The organism is Pseudomonas sp. PK-RTE-24 (genome assembly GCF_054052265.1).
Genome location: NZ_CM133224.1, coordinates 2,770,233 through 2,785,896 on the forward strand (window position 1 = coordinate 2,770,233; position 15,664 = coordinate 2,785,896).

Consider the following 15,664-nt stretch of genomic DNA (forward strand, 5'->3'; position numbering starts at 1 on the left):
CGTGCCGACCTCTGAGTCGGAAAGTTCAGCCGAGGTGCTCCATGGATATCATCGAAACGATTAAAGAGCAGATTGCCAACAACACCATTCTGCTTTACATGAAAGGCTCGCCGAATGCCCCGCAGTGCGGCTTCTCCGCAAAAGCTGCGCAAGCCGTGATGGCCTGTGGTGAAAAGTTCGCGTACGTGGACATCCTGCAGAACCCGGAAATCCGCGCCAACCTGCCAAAGTACGCCAACTGGCCGACTTTCCCGCAACTGTGGGTCGGCGGTGAGCTGGTCGGCGGCAGCGACATCATGACCGAGATGGCTGCAGACGGTTCGCTGCAAAGCACCATCAAGGCGGCTGTCGAAGCGGCAGCGGCGAACAAGTCCGAAGCCTGATTCTACGTTCATAGAGTTTCGCTCGACGACGCGTCTCCCGTAGGAGCTGTCGAGTGAAACGAGGCTGCGATCTTTTGATCTTCGGCCAGCAAAAAGCCCCGCACCTCGAAAGAGGGCGGGGCTTTTTGTTGGTTATATGAGTTGACTGAGTATCAAGGCTGAAATCGATAAAGATCGCAGCCTCGTTTCACTCGACAGCGCCTACTCTTCGCCCATCTGCGACTGCAGATAGTTTTCCAGGCCGATCTTGTCGATCAGGCCGAGCTGGGTTTCCAGCCAGTCGATGTGTTCTTCTTCCGACTCGAGAATGTCTTCGAGCAGTTCACGGCTGCCGAAGTCGCCAACGGTTTCGCAATGGGCGATGGCGGCTTTCAGGTCAGCGTGGCCGGTCTTTTCGATGCGCAGGTCGCATTCGAGCATTTCGCGGGTGTGTTCGCCGATGTGCAGCTTGCCCAGGTCCTGCACATTTGGCAGGCCTTCAAGGAACAGGATGCGCTTGATCAGCTTGTCCGCGTGTTTCATCTCGTCGATGGATTCGTGGTATTCGTGCTTGCCGAGCTTGTTCAGACCCCAATCTTCATACATGCGCGCATGCAGGAAGTACTGATTGATCGCGACCAGCTCATTGGCAAGGATCTTGTTGAGATGCTGGATGACTGTAATGTCGCCTTTCATGATCGGAGTCCTGCCCTGTATTAACTGTATATAAGGCGGAGTTTGAGCTTGGTGTTTATAAGTGTCAAACCTAAGTTATTGAATAATAAATGAAAATTAATCGGAATAAGAATGTTTGTGTTCCGCGTCTGGACGCTAAGCAATTGATTTTCAGGCATAAAAAAACCGGACGCGAAGTCCGGTTCTTTGAAATGGGGGCATTTACGCAGCAGTAAATTCTACAGGGTAGGGGATCGCGGCCTGGGCGGTTTGCAGCTTGGTCAGGGTTTCGCGGACCACTTCCTTGGCAAGGCAGGCGCATTTGCCGCACTGGCTGGCGACGCCGGTGGCCTGGCGAACTTCTTTGTAGCTGCAGCAACCTTCATAGATCGCTTCGCGGATCTGTCCGTCGGTGACGCCAGTGCAGAGGCAAACATACATAAGTAAGAACCGTCGCTGGTTGTGACTCAATTGCGATGGATCTTAATGTTAACGAGAATGATTGTCAAAGTGCTTTCGGAACGCTTCCCAGCCAATTTCCCAGCGACTGACGAACGGTATTTTCCAAATGCGCGTCTGACCCCATGAATACGCAGTGGATAACCGAACAGGGAAAATCCGTTACGGACAGGCCAAACACGCAGTGTATGATGGTCGTCCCTTGCGAAGAGGGTTCGTGTCACAGGGCTGTCGCCTGAGGGTGACAGGCTGGCCCGGACCCTGAACTTCAAGTTTCTACACCAGGAGATATCAATGAGCGTACTCGTAGGCAAACAAGCCCCAGACTTCACCGTCCCGGCCGTACTCGGCAATGGCGAGATCGTTGACAGCTTCACCCTGTCCTCGGCCATCAAAGGCAAATACGGCCTGGTGTTCTTCTACCCGCTGGACTTCACCTTCGTCTGCCCGTCCGAGCTGATCGCTCTGGACAACCGCATGGCTGACTTCAAGGCGCGCAACGTTGAAGTGATCGCTGTGTCGATCGACTCGCACTTCACCCACAACGCCTGGCGCAACACTCCAGTGAACAATGGCGGCATCGGCCAGGTGAAATACACCATGGCTGCCGACATGAAGCACGACATCGCCAAGGCATACGACGTTGAATCCGAAGGCGGCGTGGCTTTCCGTGGCGCGTTCCTGATCGACGACAAAGGCGTGGTTCGCTCGCAGATCATCAACGACCTGCCGCTGGGCCGTAACATGGAAGAGCTGATCCGTCTGGTCGACGCGCTGCAATTCCACGAAGAGCACGGCGAAGTCTGCCCGGCCAACTGGAAGAAAGGCGACAAAGGCATGAACGCTTCGCCGGAAGGCGTTGCGGCTTACCTGACCGAGAACGCTGCGGCCCTGTAAGGCGCAACGTCGAGGTACAAAAAAACCGGCCCACGTGGCCGGTTTTTTCATGCGCGGGATTTGCTCGACGAGGATCAGTCGTCGAAGTCTTCCCAGCCGCCCATCTGCTTCCAGCGATTGACGATGCCGCAGAACAGCTCAGCGGTCTTTTCGGTGTCGTAACGCGCCGAGTGCGCTTCACGCCCGTCGAAATCGATGCCGGCGGCCTGACAGGCTTTCGCCAGCACGGTCTGACCATACGCCAGACCCGCCAGGGTCGCGGTGTCGAAACTGGAGAACGGGTGGAACGGGTTGCGCTTCATATCCAGACGCGCAACTGCGGCGTTGAGGAAGCCCAGGTCGAAACTGCTGTTGTGTCCGACCAGAATTGCCCGCTTGCAGCCGTTGGCTTTGAGCGCCTTGCGGATGCCACGGAAGATGTCGGTCAGCGCGGTTTCTTCGCTGACGGCCATGCGCAGCGGATGATCGAGCTTGATCCCGGTGAACTCCAGCGCTGCCGCTTCAACGTTCGCACCTTCGAATGGCTCGACGCGGAAGAAGTAGGTGTGATCCGGGTACACGAAACCCTTTTCATCCATGGCGATGGTGGTCGCGGCAATCTCCAGCAGGGCATCGGTGGCTGCGTTGAAGCCACCGGTTTCTACGTCGACGACAACCGGCAGGTAGCCGCGAAAACGCGCTGCCATCGGGTGACGGGAACCGCCGCCACCACTTTGACCGTCCAGCTCATCGTCGAAATGCTCTTCACTCACGCGTGTTCCTCCAGCAGGCGCCAGCGCAGTTTTTCACCGGCGCGCAGCGGGATAACGGTCAGCTCGCCAAATGGCAGGCTGGTTGGGGCAGTCCATTCTTCGCGAACCAGGGTGATGCGATCGGTGTTTGCCGGCAGGCCGTAGAAACGCGGGCCGTTGAGGCTGGCGAAGGCTTCGAGCTTGTCCAGCGCATTACGCTGTTCAAACGCTTCGGCATACATCTCGATGGCGGCGTAGGCGGTATAGCAACCGGCGCAACCGCAGGCGGCTTCCTTGGCGTGCTGGGCGTGGGGCGCCGAGTCGGTGCCGAGGAAGAACTTGGCGCTGCCGCTGGTGGCGGCATCGAGCAAGGCTTCCTGATGGGTGTTGCGCTTGAGGATCGGCAAGCAATAAAAGTGTGGCCGAATCCCGCCCACCAGCATGTGGTTACGGTTGTACAGCAGGTGATGCGCGGTGATGGTCGCGCCGACGTTGGCCGAAGCCTCGTTGACGAATTGCACGGCGTCACCGGTGGTGATGTGCTCGAACACCACTTTCAGCGTCGGGAAGCGCTCGACCACGCGGCGCATGTGCTCATCGATGAAGATTTTTTCGCGGTCGAACACATCGACGTCGCCACGGGTGACTTCACCGTGGATCAACAGCGGCATGCCGACTTCGGCCATGGCTTCCAGCGCCGGGAAGATCTTGTCGATGCTGGTCACGCCGGAATCGGAATTGGTGGTCGCGCCGGCCGGATAGAGCTTGGCGGCGTAGACGAAACCGCTGGCCTTGGCCTGACGAATTTCTTCCGGTTGGGTGCGGTCGGTGAGGTACAGCACCATCAACGGCTCGAACTGACTGCCGGCCGGGCGGGCAGCGAGAATGCGCTGACGATAGCCGTCGGCTTCAGCGGCGTTGCGCACCGGCGGTACCAGGTTCGGCATGATGATCGCGCGCCCGAAGGTGCGGGCCACATCGGCAACGGTATTGGTCAACACGGCACCATCGCGAAGATGAATGTGCCAGTCGTCGGGACGCAGCAGGGTCAGGCGGTCGGACATGAGGGGATTCCAGGCGGGTCAAACTGAGGCGAATGCTACCGGAAAAGACTCTTGCAGGCACCCGCTATCAAGTTTTGCCACAAGCGTCCGATATCCCGAAGGTATGCCGTAAACATTGTGTGAATCGGTGTTTGTGTTTCACAAGCCAATGGAGCCTCCCGTGCGCCAGCGTTATTTAGCCCTGCTCAGTGTGTTTGCCAGCCTTCCCGCGATGGCGCTGACTTACCAGACCCGTCTGGAGAACATTGAGTGGACGGTCGCCGGCGACAAGTTCGAATGCCGCCTGACGCAACCGATCACTGATTTCGGCTCGGGCGAATTCGTGCGCAAGGCCGGTGAGCAGGCGATCTTTCGCCTGAACGCCTACAACGCCATGCTTGGTGGCGGCTCGGCGACGTTGCTCGCTGCCGCTGCACCGTGGCAGCCGGGGCGCGGCGACATCAATCTGGGCTCGGTACGGCTGGGCAGCGGCAATGTGTTGTTCAACAGCTCGCAATCCCAGGCCGGTGGGCTGATCAGCGGTCTGCTGGACGGCCGCAGCCCGGTAGTTCGCCGTGCGTCTGGCGATGGCCGGGTGTCGGAAGTGCGTTTGTTGCCGGTGAAATTCAGCAAGGCGTTCAACGACTATCAAGGCTGCGTGGCGAAATTGCTGCCGCAGAATTTCGACCAGATCAAGCAGTCGCAGATCGGCTTCCCCGGCGAAGGCGTTGAGCTGGACCCGGCTGCCAAGGCCAAGCTGCAAGTGATGCTCGAATACATGAAGGCCGACCCGACGGTGAACCACATTGACCTCGACGGCCATTCCGACAACAGCGGCAATCGCCTGACCAACCGCGAATTGTCGCGCCGCCGCGCGCTGGCGGTAGTCGATTTCTTCAAGGCCAACGGCATTCAGGAATCGCAGATCACCGTGCGTTTCCACGGCGAGCAGTATCCGATCGTGCCGAACACCAGCAAAGCCAATCGTGCGAAGAATCGCCGGGTCAATGTGAAACTGTCGCGTGCGGCTCCGACCACAGCTCCTGCGCCAGCGCCGCAAGCGAGTACGCCAGCCACCGCCGCAGCGACTTCCTGACTCGCCGGTCATCGTCGCGCTCTCGACAGATTCTGTCGCTTTGTCGTCTTAAGCTGTCGCGCCTCTGTAAATTATCGCGTTTGAGCGGTAGACTCCCCGGCTTTCCGTAGAACCCCGTGGAGTGATGGCATGGCGGACGTAAACAAGGTCGTTCTGGCGTATTCCGGCGGCCTGGACACTTCGGTGATCCTCAAGTGGCTGCAGGATACTTATAACTGTGAAGTGGTGACTTTCACCGCCGATCTCGGTCAAGGCGAAGAGGTCGAGCCGGCCCGCGCCAAGGCTCAGGCCATGGGCGTCAAAGAAATCTACATCGACGATCTGCGCGAAGAGTTCGTGCGTGATTTCGTGTTCCCGATGTTCCGCGCCAACACCGTTTACGAAGGCGAGTACCTGCTGGGTACCTCCATCGCCCGTCCGCTGATCGCCAAGCGCCTGATCGAAATCGCCAACGAAACCGGCGCCGACGCCATTTCCCATGGCGCCACCGGCAAGGGCAACGACCAGGTGCGCTTCGAACTGGGCGCCTACGCGCTCAAGCCAGGCGTGAAAGTGATCGCCCCTTGGCGCGAGTGGGACCTGCTGTCGCGCGAGAAGCTGATGGACTACGCCGAGAAGCACGCGATCCCGATCGAACGCCACGGCAAGAAAAAATCCCCGTACTCGATGGACGCCAACCTGCTGCACATCTCCTATGAAGGCGGCGTGCTGGAAGACACCTGGACCGAGCACGAAGAAGACATGTGGCGCTGGACCGTCTCCCCGGAGAAGGCTCCCGACACCCCGCAATACCTGGAACTGACTTACCGCAACGGCGACATCGTCGCGCTGGACGGCGTCGAAATGACCCCGGCCACCGTACTGGCGACGCTGAACAAGATCGGCGGCGAGCACGGCATCGGTCGTCTCGACATCGTCGAAAACCGTTACGTCGGCATGAAGTCCCGTGGCTGCTACGAGACCCCGGGTGGCACCATCATGCTGCGCGCTCACCGCGCCATCGAATCGATCACTCTGGACCGCGAAGTCGCTCACCTCAAAGACGAGCTGATGCCCAAGTACGCCAGCCTGATCTACACCGGCTACTGGTGGAGCCCTGAGCGTCTGATGCTGCAACAGATGATCGACGCTTCGCAGGTCAACGTGAACGGCGTAGTGCGCCTGAAGCTGTACAAGGGCAACGTCATCGTCACCGGCCGCAAGTCCGACGATTCGCTGTTCGACGCCAACATCGCCACCTTCGAAGAAGATGGCGGTGCTTACAATCAGGCGGATGCGGCGGGCTTCATCAAGCTCAACGCGCTGCGCATGCGCATTGCTGCCAACAAGGGCCGCAAGTTGTTCTGAGTGGCTCAGACCGACGCGCAATAAAAAAGGCGGCCTGTTGAGGGCCGCCTTTTTTTATCTTTTTTTTCTGGTTCATCAGGCTCCCTCGTGTATCTGCGCGCAGTCTTGACCCGGTTCAACTGGTTCGTCCCAGTAATGTCACCGTCTGCGAACACAGGTTATATACGATGCACAGTGTGGCTCCTGAGCCTTTCTTGGCCTGCCTGATCTGTTGCAATGCGGAGTGGGCAAGCGCGTCCGACGCATGATTACAAAGAAATACGAGAACCCGCGCGTGCTTTTTATCGACGCCTTTTAGCGTTTCGAAGATGGCATCGAATTCCTTCGCTGCATCAACTTCTCTTGCGTCAATGATGTTCAGTTCACTTACCCAGGGTGACAGCTTGATATTCTGCATAACCGGATGGGATGGGTCGCGTGGACCGAGCGGTGGGTCCGGCGCGTTGTGAACTCTGCAGGGAATCGGCACTCGGCCTGGCCCGGTTTTACCCGACACGATGCAACTGGTCAGCTCAAAAGCACAACGCTCGCCTGCTTCGCGAAAGGATTCGTCCCTCTGGTTATTTTGAGTGGTTTTCAAAAAGCTTTTGTCTTTGCCGAAGTCTGAAGGCGAGTAAAGCGAGCGATGATTGAAGTTGAGAGTGATAAAGAACAGGAATAACAAGTAAAAGGGGAAACTGATCAGAAACCAGACGTAAATTTCCCGGTCCTTGTTATCGAGAAATGGTAACGATACCGCCGCCGAGGTTTCCGAAAGAATTGCAAATATGGCGATGACTGTCATGGGGTTGGTGATTTTGTTTTTTATCTTTAGCATTGTTTTGCTTCTACATGGTTTGTCTAGTTTAAGTTGGTTGTTTCAGCGATAGTAAAGGCGCTTGTGTAAGTGCGCGGCTGTTAACTAAAGTTTTATAGAATCAACGATGTTGTGTCGAACAGGTGGTTGTGTCGGTTCGTTACGTCGTATGTCCCAGTGCTTGCCCAAGGCCAATTTGACAGGTAAATCATCGTGTATGAAGGTTCGTAATTGCGCCTGTTGAAGTTTTCCAACGACCCACCATGGCGTAGGACTCGACTGCATGAAGATCAAACTCCGCCGGTGTATGAAAGATCGGAAGGCGGTTGCAATGGGGCAAGGGCAGCGAATTTGTGGGAATTATCCTCAATGCCTGTAGGGAATGTCTCTGGATGCAAATGCGTGTAAAAGTTGCCATGCCTTGAAGCAAGTGACTGGGATATCGTGCGTGTTCTAAAAATTCGAACAGCGAAAACTGGACTTGCCCATGAATAAAGTGCTGATCGTGGATGACCACCCCGTCATTCGACTTGCGGTACGTATGCTGATGGAACGGCATGGCTACGAAGTCATTGCAGAAACGGATAATGGCGTTGATGCACTACAAATTGCTCGTGAACAAATACCCGATCTTGTCATCCTGGATATTGGAATACCCAAACTCGACGGGCTGGAAGTTATTGCGCGCCTGACCTCCACTGCCATGCCGGTGAAAGTGCTGGTGCTGACTTCCCAGGCTCCCGGGCATTTTTCAATGCGTTGCATGCAATCGGGCGCAGCGGGCTACGTGTGCAAACAGCAGGATCTGACCGAATTGCTCAGTGCGATCAAGGCAGTACTGTCCGGCTACAGTTATTTTCCCAATCAGGCGCTGCACACCGTGCGCACCAGTCTGGGCAATGCGAGTGAAGCGGACATGGTTGATCGTCTGTCCGGGCGGGAAATGATGGTGTTGCAGCAGTTGGCGCGCGGCAAGACCAACAAGGAAATCGCCGATGGCATGTTTTTAAGCAACAAGACTGTAAGTACCTACAAGACTCGCCTGTTGCTGAAACTCAATGCGCGTTCTCTGGTTGATCTGATCGAGCTGGCGCAGCGCAACGGCCTGGTTTGAACGATTCGACAGCTGAGAACGTCATGGGCCGATCAAGCTCGGTTGTCGCAGAAAATGAAAAGCCTCCGTCTAGGGAGGCCTTCAGATATCACAGATCATAATCGTAGTCGGCCAATTGCCTTTGCAGTCGGCGCTCCTCAAGCAGGTTGTCGATTGTGCGACGCTTGCTAAGGTTGGTCTTGGCCACTTCAACCACCGGTTCGACCTCATCGGCGTCGGTGGCAATAAGATCCTCTTCTACATCCAGTTGCTCTGTGTCGGTACTCATGAAGTCAACTCCCGGCTAAGACTGCCTTTGGCGCTCCTTATATCGACATTACTGCGGCGGGTAAAAAAGATTTTTTCAATCGATGGATGCGAAAAACCGATGACCGCTCAATCGTCAGAAGTTTTATGTTTGTATTCGCATAGATCTTCGATGCGGCAGCTGCCGCAGCGCGGTTTACGCGCCAGGCAAACATAACGACCGTGCAAAATCAGCCAGTGATGAGAGTCGAGCAGGAATTCTTTCGGTACAAACTTCATCAACTTCATTTCTACTTCCACCACATTTTTCCCCGGCGCGATGCCGGTGCGATTGCTGACGCGAAAAATGTGCGTGTCGACCGCCATGGTCAATTGGCGGAAAGCGGTGTTGAGCACCACGTTGGCGGTCTTGCGCCCGACGCCCGGCAAGGCTTCCAGTTCTTCCCGGGTTTGCGGGACTTCACCGCCATGACGCTCAACCAGCAAACGGCAGGTTTCAATGACGTTTTTCGCCTTGCTGTTGTAGAGGCCGATGGTCTTGATGTACTCGGACAGCCCCTCGACACCCAGCGCATGAATCGCGGCGGGTGTATTGGCGACGGGAAAGAGTTTGGCGGTCGCCTTGTTGACGCCGACATCGGTGGACTGCGCCGAAAGAATCACCGCAATCAGCAGCTCGAACGGCGAAGAGTAGGCCAGTTCGGTTTTCGGCTCGGGATTGTCTTCGTGCAGTCGGCGAAATATCTCAAGACGTTTTGCAGCATTCATGGGCGATGCGTTTCCTTGATGACAGAATTGCGGCGTGTCCACGCCTGACGGGCGGCGAGAAGCAGGCCCAGTAAAACCAAAGCGCCGGGAACCAGCGTAATCAGACGCAGCCCTTCGGGGAACAAAACCAGACCTGGCCAATGCTCCGAAAGGCCTCGGCCAAGGCTGCCATAACCGATGATCTCGCGCAGCCCGCCGACTACCAGCATGAGCGCGCCGAACATTGCGCAGCGTTTGAAGCTGACAGCGACGGGCTCGCGGAAGGCACCGTGGTATTCAAACACGACGCAGTGCAAGGCGATCAGCCCTATGTAGAGCTCAGACGTCTGCTGCCATGGCAAAAACCAGCGTTGCGCCACAATATCCGCGCAACTGGTCAACGTCGCAGCAAGTATCAGGCTGGCGAGCAAGGCACGGGTGCCCGTGAGGCGCTCGCGTAGCGGCGACATGCAGACGGCAAATACACCGAGTACCGCGCTGAGCATCAAGGTTATCCCCAGTGCAGCGCTGAATGTTGGTGTGGCGCCCAGTAGGGGCACCAGCATCAATAAATTCACCGTGCGCTTCATGGGCCAGTCCCCAACAGCAGCGCCCGATGCTCATCGAAATAACGCAGTGCGTCATGAATTGCGTCAATGGCGGCACGGGAGGTAATGGTCGCGCCAGCGATTTGATCGAACTCCCCCTGATCCTTTTTCAGCGCCCAGCCGGCGTCTGTGGGCTCAGTACGGGATTTGCCGATGAAGGCCTGAAGCCAGGCATTCGGCCATGCACCGATGTAACCACCCAATCCTGGCGTTTCGCGCTGCTCAAGGGTTTTCACGCCTAAAAGTTTGCCATTAGCATCAATGGCAATCAGCAGTTCCAGAGTACCTGCGTAACCTTCACTGCGACTGCGCAACAGCACCGCAACTGTCTGTCCGGAGCGGGTCGCTCGATAGCCGCCTGACAGCGTGCTATGGCGCAAAGCAGGCTCGGCGAGCGTCAGCGGTTGCTCCAGCGGCTGATTGTCGTAGAGCGCGGCAGGCATGACATCAAGCAATTTTCGGCTGTCGAGCAAGCGCTGCTCGCTGGCAATCTGCGGTGCACTGCTGCGCTGCAACACGTATGTCGCACTCACGCCAACGAGTGCCAGCAGCACCACCGTCGCGACACTCGCTGAGCGATTCACGCGTTCACCTTCGACTGGCGGCTGAGGGCGAAGCGTTCGAGTGCCGGCACCAGAAGATTCATCAGCAATACCGCAAACGCGACGCCGTCCGGGTAACCACCCCACGTGCGAATCAGATAAGTCAGCAGGCCGACGCCAACACCGAACAGCAGGCGGGCAAGGGCGCTTTTCGCGCCGGACACCGGCTCGGTCACAATAAAAAATGCCCCGAGCATGGTCGCGCCGCTGAGCAGGTGAAACAGCGGCGAACCATGGGAATCCGACCCCGAGCCGTTCCAGCACAACAGGCTGATGACGAACAGACTGGCGAGCATCCCCAGCGGTGCGTGCCAGGAAAAGATCCGCCGCTGCAACAGCCACAGGCCGCCGAGCAGAAACGCCAGATTCACCCATTCCACACCGCGCCCGCCGAAACGGCCGAAGGCCGGGTTGCTGGCGAACAGCTCCTGCATGGTCAGGCTTTTATTGATGCGCAAACTGTCGAGTGCCGTGGCTTGCACCCAAGCGTCCGGCGCCTGCGCTGGACTGAAAACCTGTTGCAGCGCCGCAAGAGAATCCAGGCCATGAGCGGGCCAATGGGTCATCGCTTGCGGGAACAGCACCATGCTCAGGACAAAGCCAAGCATCGCCGGGTTGAACGGGTTTTTGCCGACGCCGCCATACAGATGTTTGCCGAACAACAGACCTGAAGCGGTCGCAATGACCGTCAGCCACCAAGGGCAATAAGCCGGCAGCGCGGCGGTCAGCAACATCGCACTGACCAGCGCGCTGCCATCAAGCATTGCCGCTTGCACCGCTTGCACCGCTTGCCGACGCAGACAGGCGACGCCCGCTTCGACGAGCAAAGCACTGACAACCGCCAGGGAAAGGTTGATCAACACGCCCCAGCCATACAGCCAGAATAAAGCGAGCAGACCCGGCACAGCGGCCAGCAGCACGGTGTTCATCGCCTGTTGCAGGCGATCGTCCACTGGCTCAAGGGGCGGCATGGTCTTGCACCCGGCGCTCGGCGTCACTCACGGCTTGCTCCAGTGCTGCGATCTGCTCCGGCGCAGCCTCCGCTGCCTGAGCCTTTTTCAACTCGGCGCGGCGCATGGCCAACTGGATCTTGGCTCGCTTCAGTTCGGCGTCGTTGGTAGTTGCGGGAACGGCGGGAATTGCCGGTTGGCTGCTTTCCAGGTTCGCCAGCGCTTGCTCGGCGGCTTCGAATTGTTGCTGCAGGACGATCAATTGCGACTGCTGCTCGAACGTCGGCGGGTGACCGAAGGCTTTCAGCGATTTGTGCAGTTGCGCTCGACTCATCGCCACATCGACCTTGGCCTTCTTCAGCGCCGCATCAGCGTTCGCGGCTTTTTGTGCACGCACCCGCTCCAGCGCAGCCTGCACCGGGTCGGCGGTCGATACTTGCGGTTGTGCCGCACGCGCGGCTCGCGCTTCACGTTCAGCCTGCTTTTGCTGTTCTTCATGCAACAAGCGCTGGTTGCGGCGCTCGAAACGCTGGCGCGCATGGTCACGCTTTTCAGCGCGGGCGCGCTGTTCTTCGAGATCGAATGCGAGACCGCCAACCACTGGTATCGTGTTCGCAGGCAAAGGATGCATTTCGATGCAGTCGACAGGGCACGGCGCAACGCACAGATCACAACCGGTGCACTCGTCGATCAGCACCGTGTGCATGAGTTTTGCCGCGCCGACGATGGCGTCGACCGGGCAGGCCTGAATGCACTTGGTGCAGCCGATGCATTCGGCCTCGCGGATAAAGGCGATTTGCGGCGGTGCCGGGCCACGGCTGATGTCCAGTTCCAGGACCGGTATTTTCAACAGCTCGGCCAGCGCAGCGATAGTCTCCTCGCCGCCCGGCGGGCACTTGTTGATCGGCTCACCGTCAACAATGCCTTGCGCATAGGGTTTGCATCCGGGATGGCCGCACTTGCCGCATTGGGTCTGCGGCAGCAGGGCATCGATGCGTTGAATCAGACTCATGTTTTGATCAATCCACTGAATCCGAGAAAAATCACTGCGACCAGTCCGGCGCTGATCAGATCGATCGGCAGGCCGCGAAAGGGCAGGGGAATATCGTTGTCGACCGTGCGCTCGCGCAGGTCGCAGAACACGCTCAGCACCAGCCAGAAACCCAGCCCTGCACCCAGACTCAAAGCTGTCGCGTGCAGCAGGCCATGATCGTTTTGCGCATTGATCAAGGCCAGCCCGAGTACCCCGGCATTGCCCAGCAGCAGCGGCCACAATCCAGCGAACGGCCAATCGGGCAGGCCGCGCGCCAGCAGTTTCAGCAACGGCGCGATCAACAACACACTCAATGGCAGAAACACGAACAGGCGCAGCGCTTCAAGCTGCAACGGCAGCAGTATCCACTGCCAGATCGCCTGACCGATAACGCCGACCACCACCATCAGGCACAACGTCGCCAACCCCAGCGCATGGACCTGGCGTCGGCTGCCCGCCAGCAGCGGAGCGACGCCCAGCGGCCAGTGCAACACGAAGTTGTTGAGCAGCGCAGCACTGATCAGCGTTAACACGAGTTCGGTCATGGTTCTGCCAGCGAAACGGGCGGGTGTCTCTTAAGGGTAGGCACTATCGGGCCAGATATGAAAAATCCCACCGGCATGCAGAGCACGTCGGTGGGATCGTTTTACGGCAACCTCTTACTTGATGCGCTGACCCGGCTTGGCGCCGCTGTCCGGGCTCAGCAGGTAAATCTCTTCACCACCAGGGCCCGCCGCCATCACCATGCCTTCGGAAATACCGAACTTCATTTTCCGTGGCTTGAGGTTGGCGATCATCATGGTCAGGCGACCGTCGAGCTTGGACGGGTCCGGGTAGGCGCTCTTGATCCCGGAGAACACGTTGCGTTGCTCGTCACCGATGTCGAGGGTCAGGCGCAGCAGCTTGTCGGCGCCTTCGACGTGTTCGGCCTTGACGATCAAAGCGACGCGCAAATCGATGGCGGCAAAGGCGTCGAAATCGATTTCCGGCGACAGCGGATCCTTGGCCAGTTCGCCGTTGCCCGCAGGCTTGGCTTCGCCAGTGTCGGTCTGGCTGGCGGTCAGGTCTTCTTTCGATGCGTCGGTCATGGCTTGCACTTTTACCGGGTCGATGCGGGTCATCAACGGCTTGAATTCGTTGAGCTGGTGATTAGCCAGCAGGGTGGTGTGGTCATTCCAGGTCAGCGGCGCGACGTTGAGGAACGCCTCGGCATCTGCGGCCAGCAGCGGCAGTACCGGTTTGAGGAAGATCACCAACTGGCGGAACAGGTTGATGCCGGTGGCGCAGATCGCCTGGACTTCATCCTGCTTGCCTTCCTGCTTGTTTAGCGACCACGGCGCCTTGTCGGCGATCCACGCATTGGCACGGTCAGCCAGGGCCATGGTTTCACGCATGGCGCGGGCGAAGTCGCGGGCCTCGTAGGCGTCGGCAATGCTCGGCGCGGCGGCGAGGAAAGCCTCGGTCAGCTCCGGCGCGGCATTGTTGTCGACCAGCAGGCCGCCGTTGCCCTTGTGGATAAACCCGGCGCAACGGCTGGCGATGTTGACCACTTTGCCGACCAGGTCGGAGTTTACCTTCTGCACGAAGTCTTCGAGGTTCAGGTCGAGGTCATCGACGCCACGGCCAAGCTTGGCCGCGTAGTAGTAGCGCAGGTATTCCGGCGACAGATGATCCAGATAAGTGCGGGCCTTGATGAAGGTGCCGCGCGACTTGGACATTTTCTGGCCGTTGACGGTCAGGTAGCCGTGCACGTTGATGCCGGTCGGCTTGCGGTAGCCGGCGCCTTCGAGCATGGCTGGCCAGAACAGCGCGTGGAAATTGACGATGTCCTTGCCGATGAAGTGATACAGCTCGGCGGTTGAGTCCTTGCCCCAGAACGCGTCGAAGTCCAGCTCCGGCGTACGGTTGCAGAGGTTCTTGAAGCTGGCCATGTAACCGATCGGCGCATCCAGCCAGACGTAGAAATACTTGCCCGGCTCGCCCGGGATCTCGAAGCCGAAGTACGGCGCATCGCGGGAAATGTCCCACTGCTGCAGGCCGGCATCCAGCCATTCGGCGATCTTGTTGGCCACGGCGTCTTGCAGGGTGCCGCTGCGGGTCCAGGCCTGTAGCATTTCCTGGAAGTCCGGCAGCTTGAAGAAGAAGTGCTGGGAATCCTTGAGCACCGGGGTGGCGCCGGAGATCGCCGACTTCGGATCCTTCAGATCGGTCGGCGCGTAGGTCGCACCGCATTTTTCGCAGTTGTCACCGTACTGGTCTTCAGTGCCGCATTTCGGGCAGGTGCCCTTGATGAAGCGGTCGGCCAGGAACATTTTCTTTTCCGGGTCGAAATACTGGGTGATCGAGCGCTGGGCGATGTGCCCGGCGTCACGCAGCTTGAGGTAGATCTGGCTCGACAGCTCACGGTTTTCTTCGGCGTGAGTGGAGTGGAAATTGTCGAAATCGACAAGGAAGTCGGCAAAGTCGGCGCTGTGTTCAGCCTGCACGTTGGCGATCAGTTGTTCCGGGGTGATGCCTTCCTTTTCCGCGCGCAGCATGATCGCCGAACCGTGGGCGTCGTCGGCGCAGACATAAATGCATTGGTTGCCGCGATGCTTCTGGAAGCGCACCCACATATCGGTCTGGATGTATTCCAGCATGTGGCCAAGGTGAATCGAACCATTGGCGTAGGGCAGGGCGCTGGTGACGAGGATCTTGCGTGGCTCGGACATGGGGCTTCGCTACTTGATGAAACGGAGGTCGGCCACTATAAAGCGCCGGCGCATATTTTTCACCCCTGCGCCACTGGGTACTTTGAGTGTTCTTGTGGCGAGGGGATTTATCCCCGTTCGGCTGCGCAGCAGTCGTGGAAATCGTTACACACGCAGCTCCTGATGTACCGGGTGCGCAGGTTTTGGGGCGGCTTCGCCACCCAACGGGGATAAATCCCCTCACCACAGTGGCTTTTCAGCGCAAGTA

18 protein-coding genes are annotated in these 15,664 nt (G+C 58.3%); 5 read left to right on the plus strand and 13 right to left on the minus strand.

Annotation, left to right across the window (positions count from 1 at the left end):
* The first annotated feature begins 41 nt into the window (after positions 1–41).
* Positions 42–383, plus strand: coding sequence for a Grx4 family monothiol glutaredoxin (grxD, locus tag ACV8MC_RS12470; RefSeq protein WP_016773402.1), 342 nt, complete (start codon positions 42–44; stop codon positions 381–383).
* A 201-nt stretch (positions 384–584) separates the two neighbouring features.
* Here grxD and bfr read toward each other — a convergent pair whose 3' ends face one another.
* The gene (gene bfr, locus ACV8MC_RS12475; protein ID WP_016773403.1) at positions 585–1,058 is read right to left on the minus strand and encodes a bacterioferritin; all 474 of its coding nucleotides are present in this window, start codon (positions 1,056–1,058) and stop codon (positions 585–587) included.
* Positions 1,059–1,259: 201 nt separating this feature from the next.
* On the minus strand, positions 1,260–1,478 hold the full coding sequence (locus tag ACV8MC_RS12480; protein ID WP_003227725.1) for a bacterioferritin-associated ferredoxin: 219 nt from the start codon (positions 1,476–1,478) through the stop codon (positions 1,260–1,262).
* A gap of 312 nt (positions 1,479–1,790) precedes the next feature.
* On the opposite strand from ACV8MC_RS12480, the gene ACV8MC_RS12485 reads away from it, so the two are divergent.
* The gene (locus tag ACV8MC_RS12485; protein ID WP_003227723.1) at positions 1,791–2,393 is read left to right on the plus strand and encodes a peroxiredoxin; all 603 of its coding nucleotides are present in this window, start codon (positions 1,791–1,793) and stop codon (positions 2,391–2,393) included.
* A gap of 74 nt (positions 2,394–2,467) precedes the next feature.
* Here ACV8MC_RS12485 and rnt read toward each other — a convergent pair whose 3' ends face one another.
* Positions 2,468–3,145 carry a ribonuclease T gene (gene rnt / locus ACV8MC_RS12490; protein ID WP_041479868.1) on the minus strand — a complete coding sequence of 226 codons (678 nt, stop codon included), beginning with the start codon at positions 3,143–3,145 and terminating at the stop codon, positions 2,468–2,470.
* Entirely contained in the window at positions 3,142–4,188 is a 1,047-nt protein-coding gene (gene pyrC / locus ACV8MC_RS12495) for a dihydroorotase (RefSeq protein ID WP_016773405.1), read from the minus strand. Before pyrC ends, rnt begins: the two co-directional genes overlap by 4 nt.
* A 160-nt stretch (positions 4,189–4,348) precedes the next feature.
* Here pyrC and ACV8MC_RS12500 point away from each other — a divergent pair, with 160 nt between their 5' ends.
* Together ACV8MC_RS12500 and ACV8MC_RS12505 are read left to right on the plus strand one after the other, a co-directional pair.
* Positions 4,349–5,263, plus strand: a complete 915-nt coding sequence (locus ACV8MC_RS12500) for a flagellar protein MotY (protein WP_150637377.1) — start codon at positions 4,349–4,351, stop codon at positions 5,261–5,263.
* Between the two features lie 129 nt (positions 5,264–5,392).
* A complete protein-coding gene (locus ACV8MC_RS12505; RefSeq protein ID WP_007953201.1) occupies positions 5,393–6,610 on the plus strand; it encodes an argininosuccinate synthase in 1,218 nt (405 codons plus the stop codon).
* A 115-nt stretch (positions 6,611–6,725) separates the two neighbouring features.
* Here the strand turns inward: ACV8MC_RS12505 and ACV8MC_RS12510 are convergent, their stop codons facing one another.
* Positions 6,726–7,427 carry a hypothetical protein gene (locus tag ACV8MC_RS12510; protein WP_095181788.1) on the minus strand — a complete coding sequence of 234 codons (702 nt, stop codon included), beginning with the start codon at positions 7,425–7,427 and terminating at the stop codon, positions 6,726–6,728.
* A 466-nt stretch (positions 7,428–7,893) separates the two neighbouring features.
* Here ACV8MC_RS12510 and ACV8MC_RS12515 point away from each other — a divergent pair, with 466 nt between their 5' ends.
* Complete coding sequence (locus ACV8MC_RS12515) at positions 7,894–8,520, plus strand: response regulator transcription factor (protein ID WP_016773408.1); 627 nt, start codon at positions 7,894–7,896, stop codon at positions 8,518–8,520.
* 88 nt (positions 8,521–8,608) lie between these two features.
* Here the strand turns inward: ACV8MC_RS12515 and ACV8MC_RS12520 are convergent, their stop codons facing one another.
* From ACV8MC_RS12520 to metG, 8 genes are all read right to left on the minus strand, one after another.
* Positions 8,609–8,788 carry a PA3496 family putative envelope integrity protein gene (locus ACV8MC_RS12520; RefSeq protein ID WP_041479865.1) on the minus strand — a complete coding sequence of 60 codons (180 nt, stop codon included), beginning with the start codon at positions 8,786–8,788 and terminating at the stop codon, positions 8,609–8,611.
* 107 nt (positions 8,789–8,895) lie between these two features.
* Entirely contained in the window at positions 8,896–9,534 is a 639-nt protein-coding gene (gene nth, locus ACV8MC_RS12525) for an endonuclease III (protein WP_016773410.1), read from the minus strand.
* The gene (locus ACV8MC_RS12530) at positions 9,531–10,103 is read right to left on the minus strand and encodes an Rnf-Nqr domain containing protein (RefSeq protein ID WP_457265424.1); all 573 of its coding nucleotides are present in this window, start codon (positions 10,101–10,103) and stop codon (positions 9,531–9,533) included. The genes nth and ACV8MC_RS12530 overlap by 4 nt, the downstream gene beginning before the upstream one ends.
* Positions 10,100–10,705 (minus strand): RnfABCDGE type electron transport complex subunit G, encoded by a 606-nt coding sequence (locus ACV8MC_RS12535; protein ID WP_457265426.1) that lies wholly within the window; start codon positions 10,703–10,705, stop codon positions 10,100–10,102. The genes ACV8MC_RS12530 and ACV8MC_RS12535 overlap by 4 nt, the downstream gene beginning before the upstream one ends.
* The gene (locus tag ACV8MC_RS12540; RefSeq protein WP_310218124.1) at positions 10,702–11,694 is read right to left on the minus strand and encodes an RnfABCDGE type electron transport complex subunit D; all 993 of its coding nucleotides are present in this window, start codon (positions 11,692–11,694) and stop codon (positions 10,702–10,704) included. Before ACV8MC_RS12540 ends, ACV8MC_RS12535 begins: the two co-directional genes overlap by 4 nt.
* Positions 11,681–12,685, minus strand: coding sequence for an electron transport complex subunit RsxB (gene rsxB, locus ACV8MC_RS12545; RefSeq protein ID WP_457265428.1), 1,005 nt, complete (start codon positions 12,683–12,685; stop codon positions 11,681–11,683). Before rsxB ends, ACV8MC_RS12540 begins: the two co-directional genes overlap by 14 nt.
* A complete protein-coding gene (locus tag ACV8MC_RS12550; RefSeq protein WP_325717560.1) occupies positions 12,682–13,251 on the minus strand; it encodes an Rnf-Nqr domain containing protein in 570 nt (189 codons plus the stop codon). The genes rsxB and ACV8MC_RS12550 overlap by 4 nt, the downstream gene beginning before the upstream one ends.
* Before the next feature lie 114 nt (positions 13,252–13,365).
* Entirely contained in the window at positions 13,366–15,417 is a 2,052-nt protein-coding gene (gene metG, locus ACV8MC_RS12555) for a methionine--tRNA ligase (protein WP_095181794.1), read from the minus strand.
* Between the last annotated feature and the right edge of the window lie 247 nt (positions 15,418–15,664).

Excerpts from the sequence above, each read along its gene's own strand:
- grxD (WP_016773402.1), top strand. The coding sequence starts at position 42 with ATGGATATCATCGAAACGATTAAAGAGCAGATTGCCAACAACACCATT.
- bfr (WP_016773403.1), bottom strand. The coding sequence starts at position 1,058 with ATGAAAGGCGACATTACAGTCATCCAGCATCTCAACAAGATCCTTGCC.
- ACV8MC_RS12480 (WP_003227725.1), bottom strand. The coding sequence starts at position 1,478 with ATGTATGTTTGCCTCTGCACTGGCGTCACCGACGGACAGATCCGCGAA.
- ACV8MC_RS12485 (WP_003227723.1), top strand. The coding sequence starts at position 1,791 with ATGAGCGTACTCGTAGGCAAACAAGCCCCAGACTTCACCGTCCCGGCC.
- pyrC (WP_016773405.1), bottom strand. The coding sequence starts at position 4,188 with ATGTCCGACCGCCTGACCCTGCTGCGTCCCGACGACTGGCACATTCAT.
- ACV8MC_RS12505 (WP_007953201.1), top strand. The coding sequence starts at position 5,393 with ATGGCGGACGTAAACAAGGTCGTTCTGGCGTATTCCGGCGGCCTGGAC.
- ACV8MC_RS12510 (WP_095181788.1), bottom strand. The coding sequence starts at position 7,427 with ATGCTAAAGATAAAAAACAAAATCACCAACCCCATGACAGTCATCGCC.
- ACV8MC_RS12515 (WP_016773408.1), top strand. The coding sequence starts at position 7,894 with ATGAATAAAGTGCTGATCGTGGATGACCACCCCGTCATTCGACTTGCG.
- ACV8MC_RS12520 (WP_041479865.1), bottom strand. The coding sequence starts at position 8,788 with ATGAGTACCGACACAGAGCAACTGGATGTAGAAGAGGATCTTATTGCC.
- nth (WP_016773410.1), bottom strand. The coding sequence starts at position 9,534 with ATGAATGCTGCAAAACGTCTTGAGATATTTCGCCGACTGCACGAAGAC.
- ACV8MC_RS12530 (WP_457265424.1), bottom strand. The coding sequence starts at position 10,103 with ATGAAGCGCACGGTGAATTTATTGATGCTGGTGCCCCTACTGGGCGCC.
- ACV8MC_RS12540 (WP_310218124.1), bottom strand. The coding sequence starts at position 11,694 with ATGCCGCCCCTTGAGCCAGTGGACGATCGCCTGCAACAGGCGATGAAC.
- rsxB (WP_457265428.1), bottom strand. The coding sequence starts at position 12,685 with ATGAGTCTGATTCAACGCATCGATGCCCTGCTGCCGCAGACCCAATGC.
- ACV8MC_RS12550 (WP_325717560.1), bottom strand. The coding sequence starts at position 13,251 with ATGACCGAACTCGTGTTAACGCTGATCAGTGCTGCGCTGCTCAACAAC.
- metG (WP_095181794.1), bottom strand. The coding sequence starts at position 15,417 with ATGTCCGAGCCACGCAAGATCCTCGTCACCAGCGCCCTGCCCTACGCC.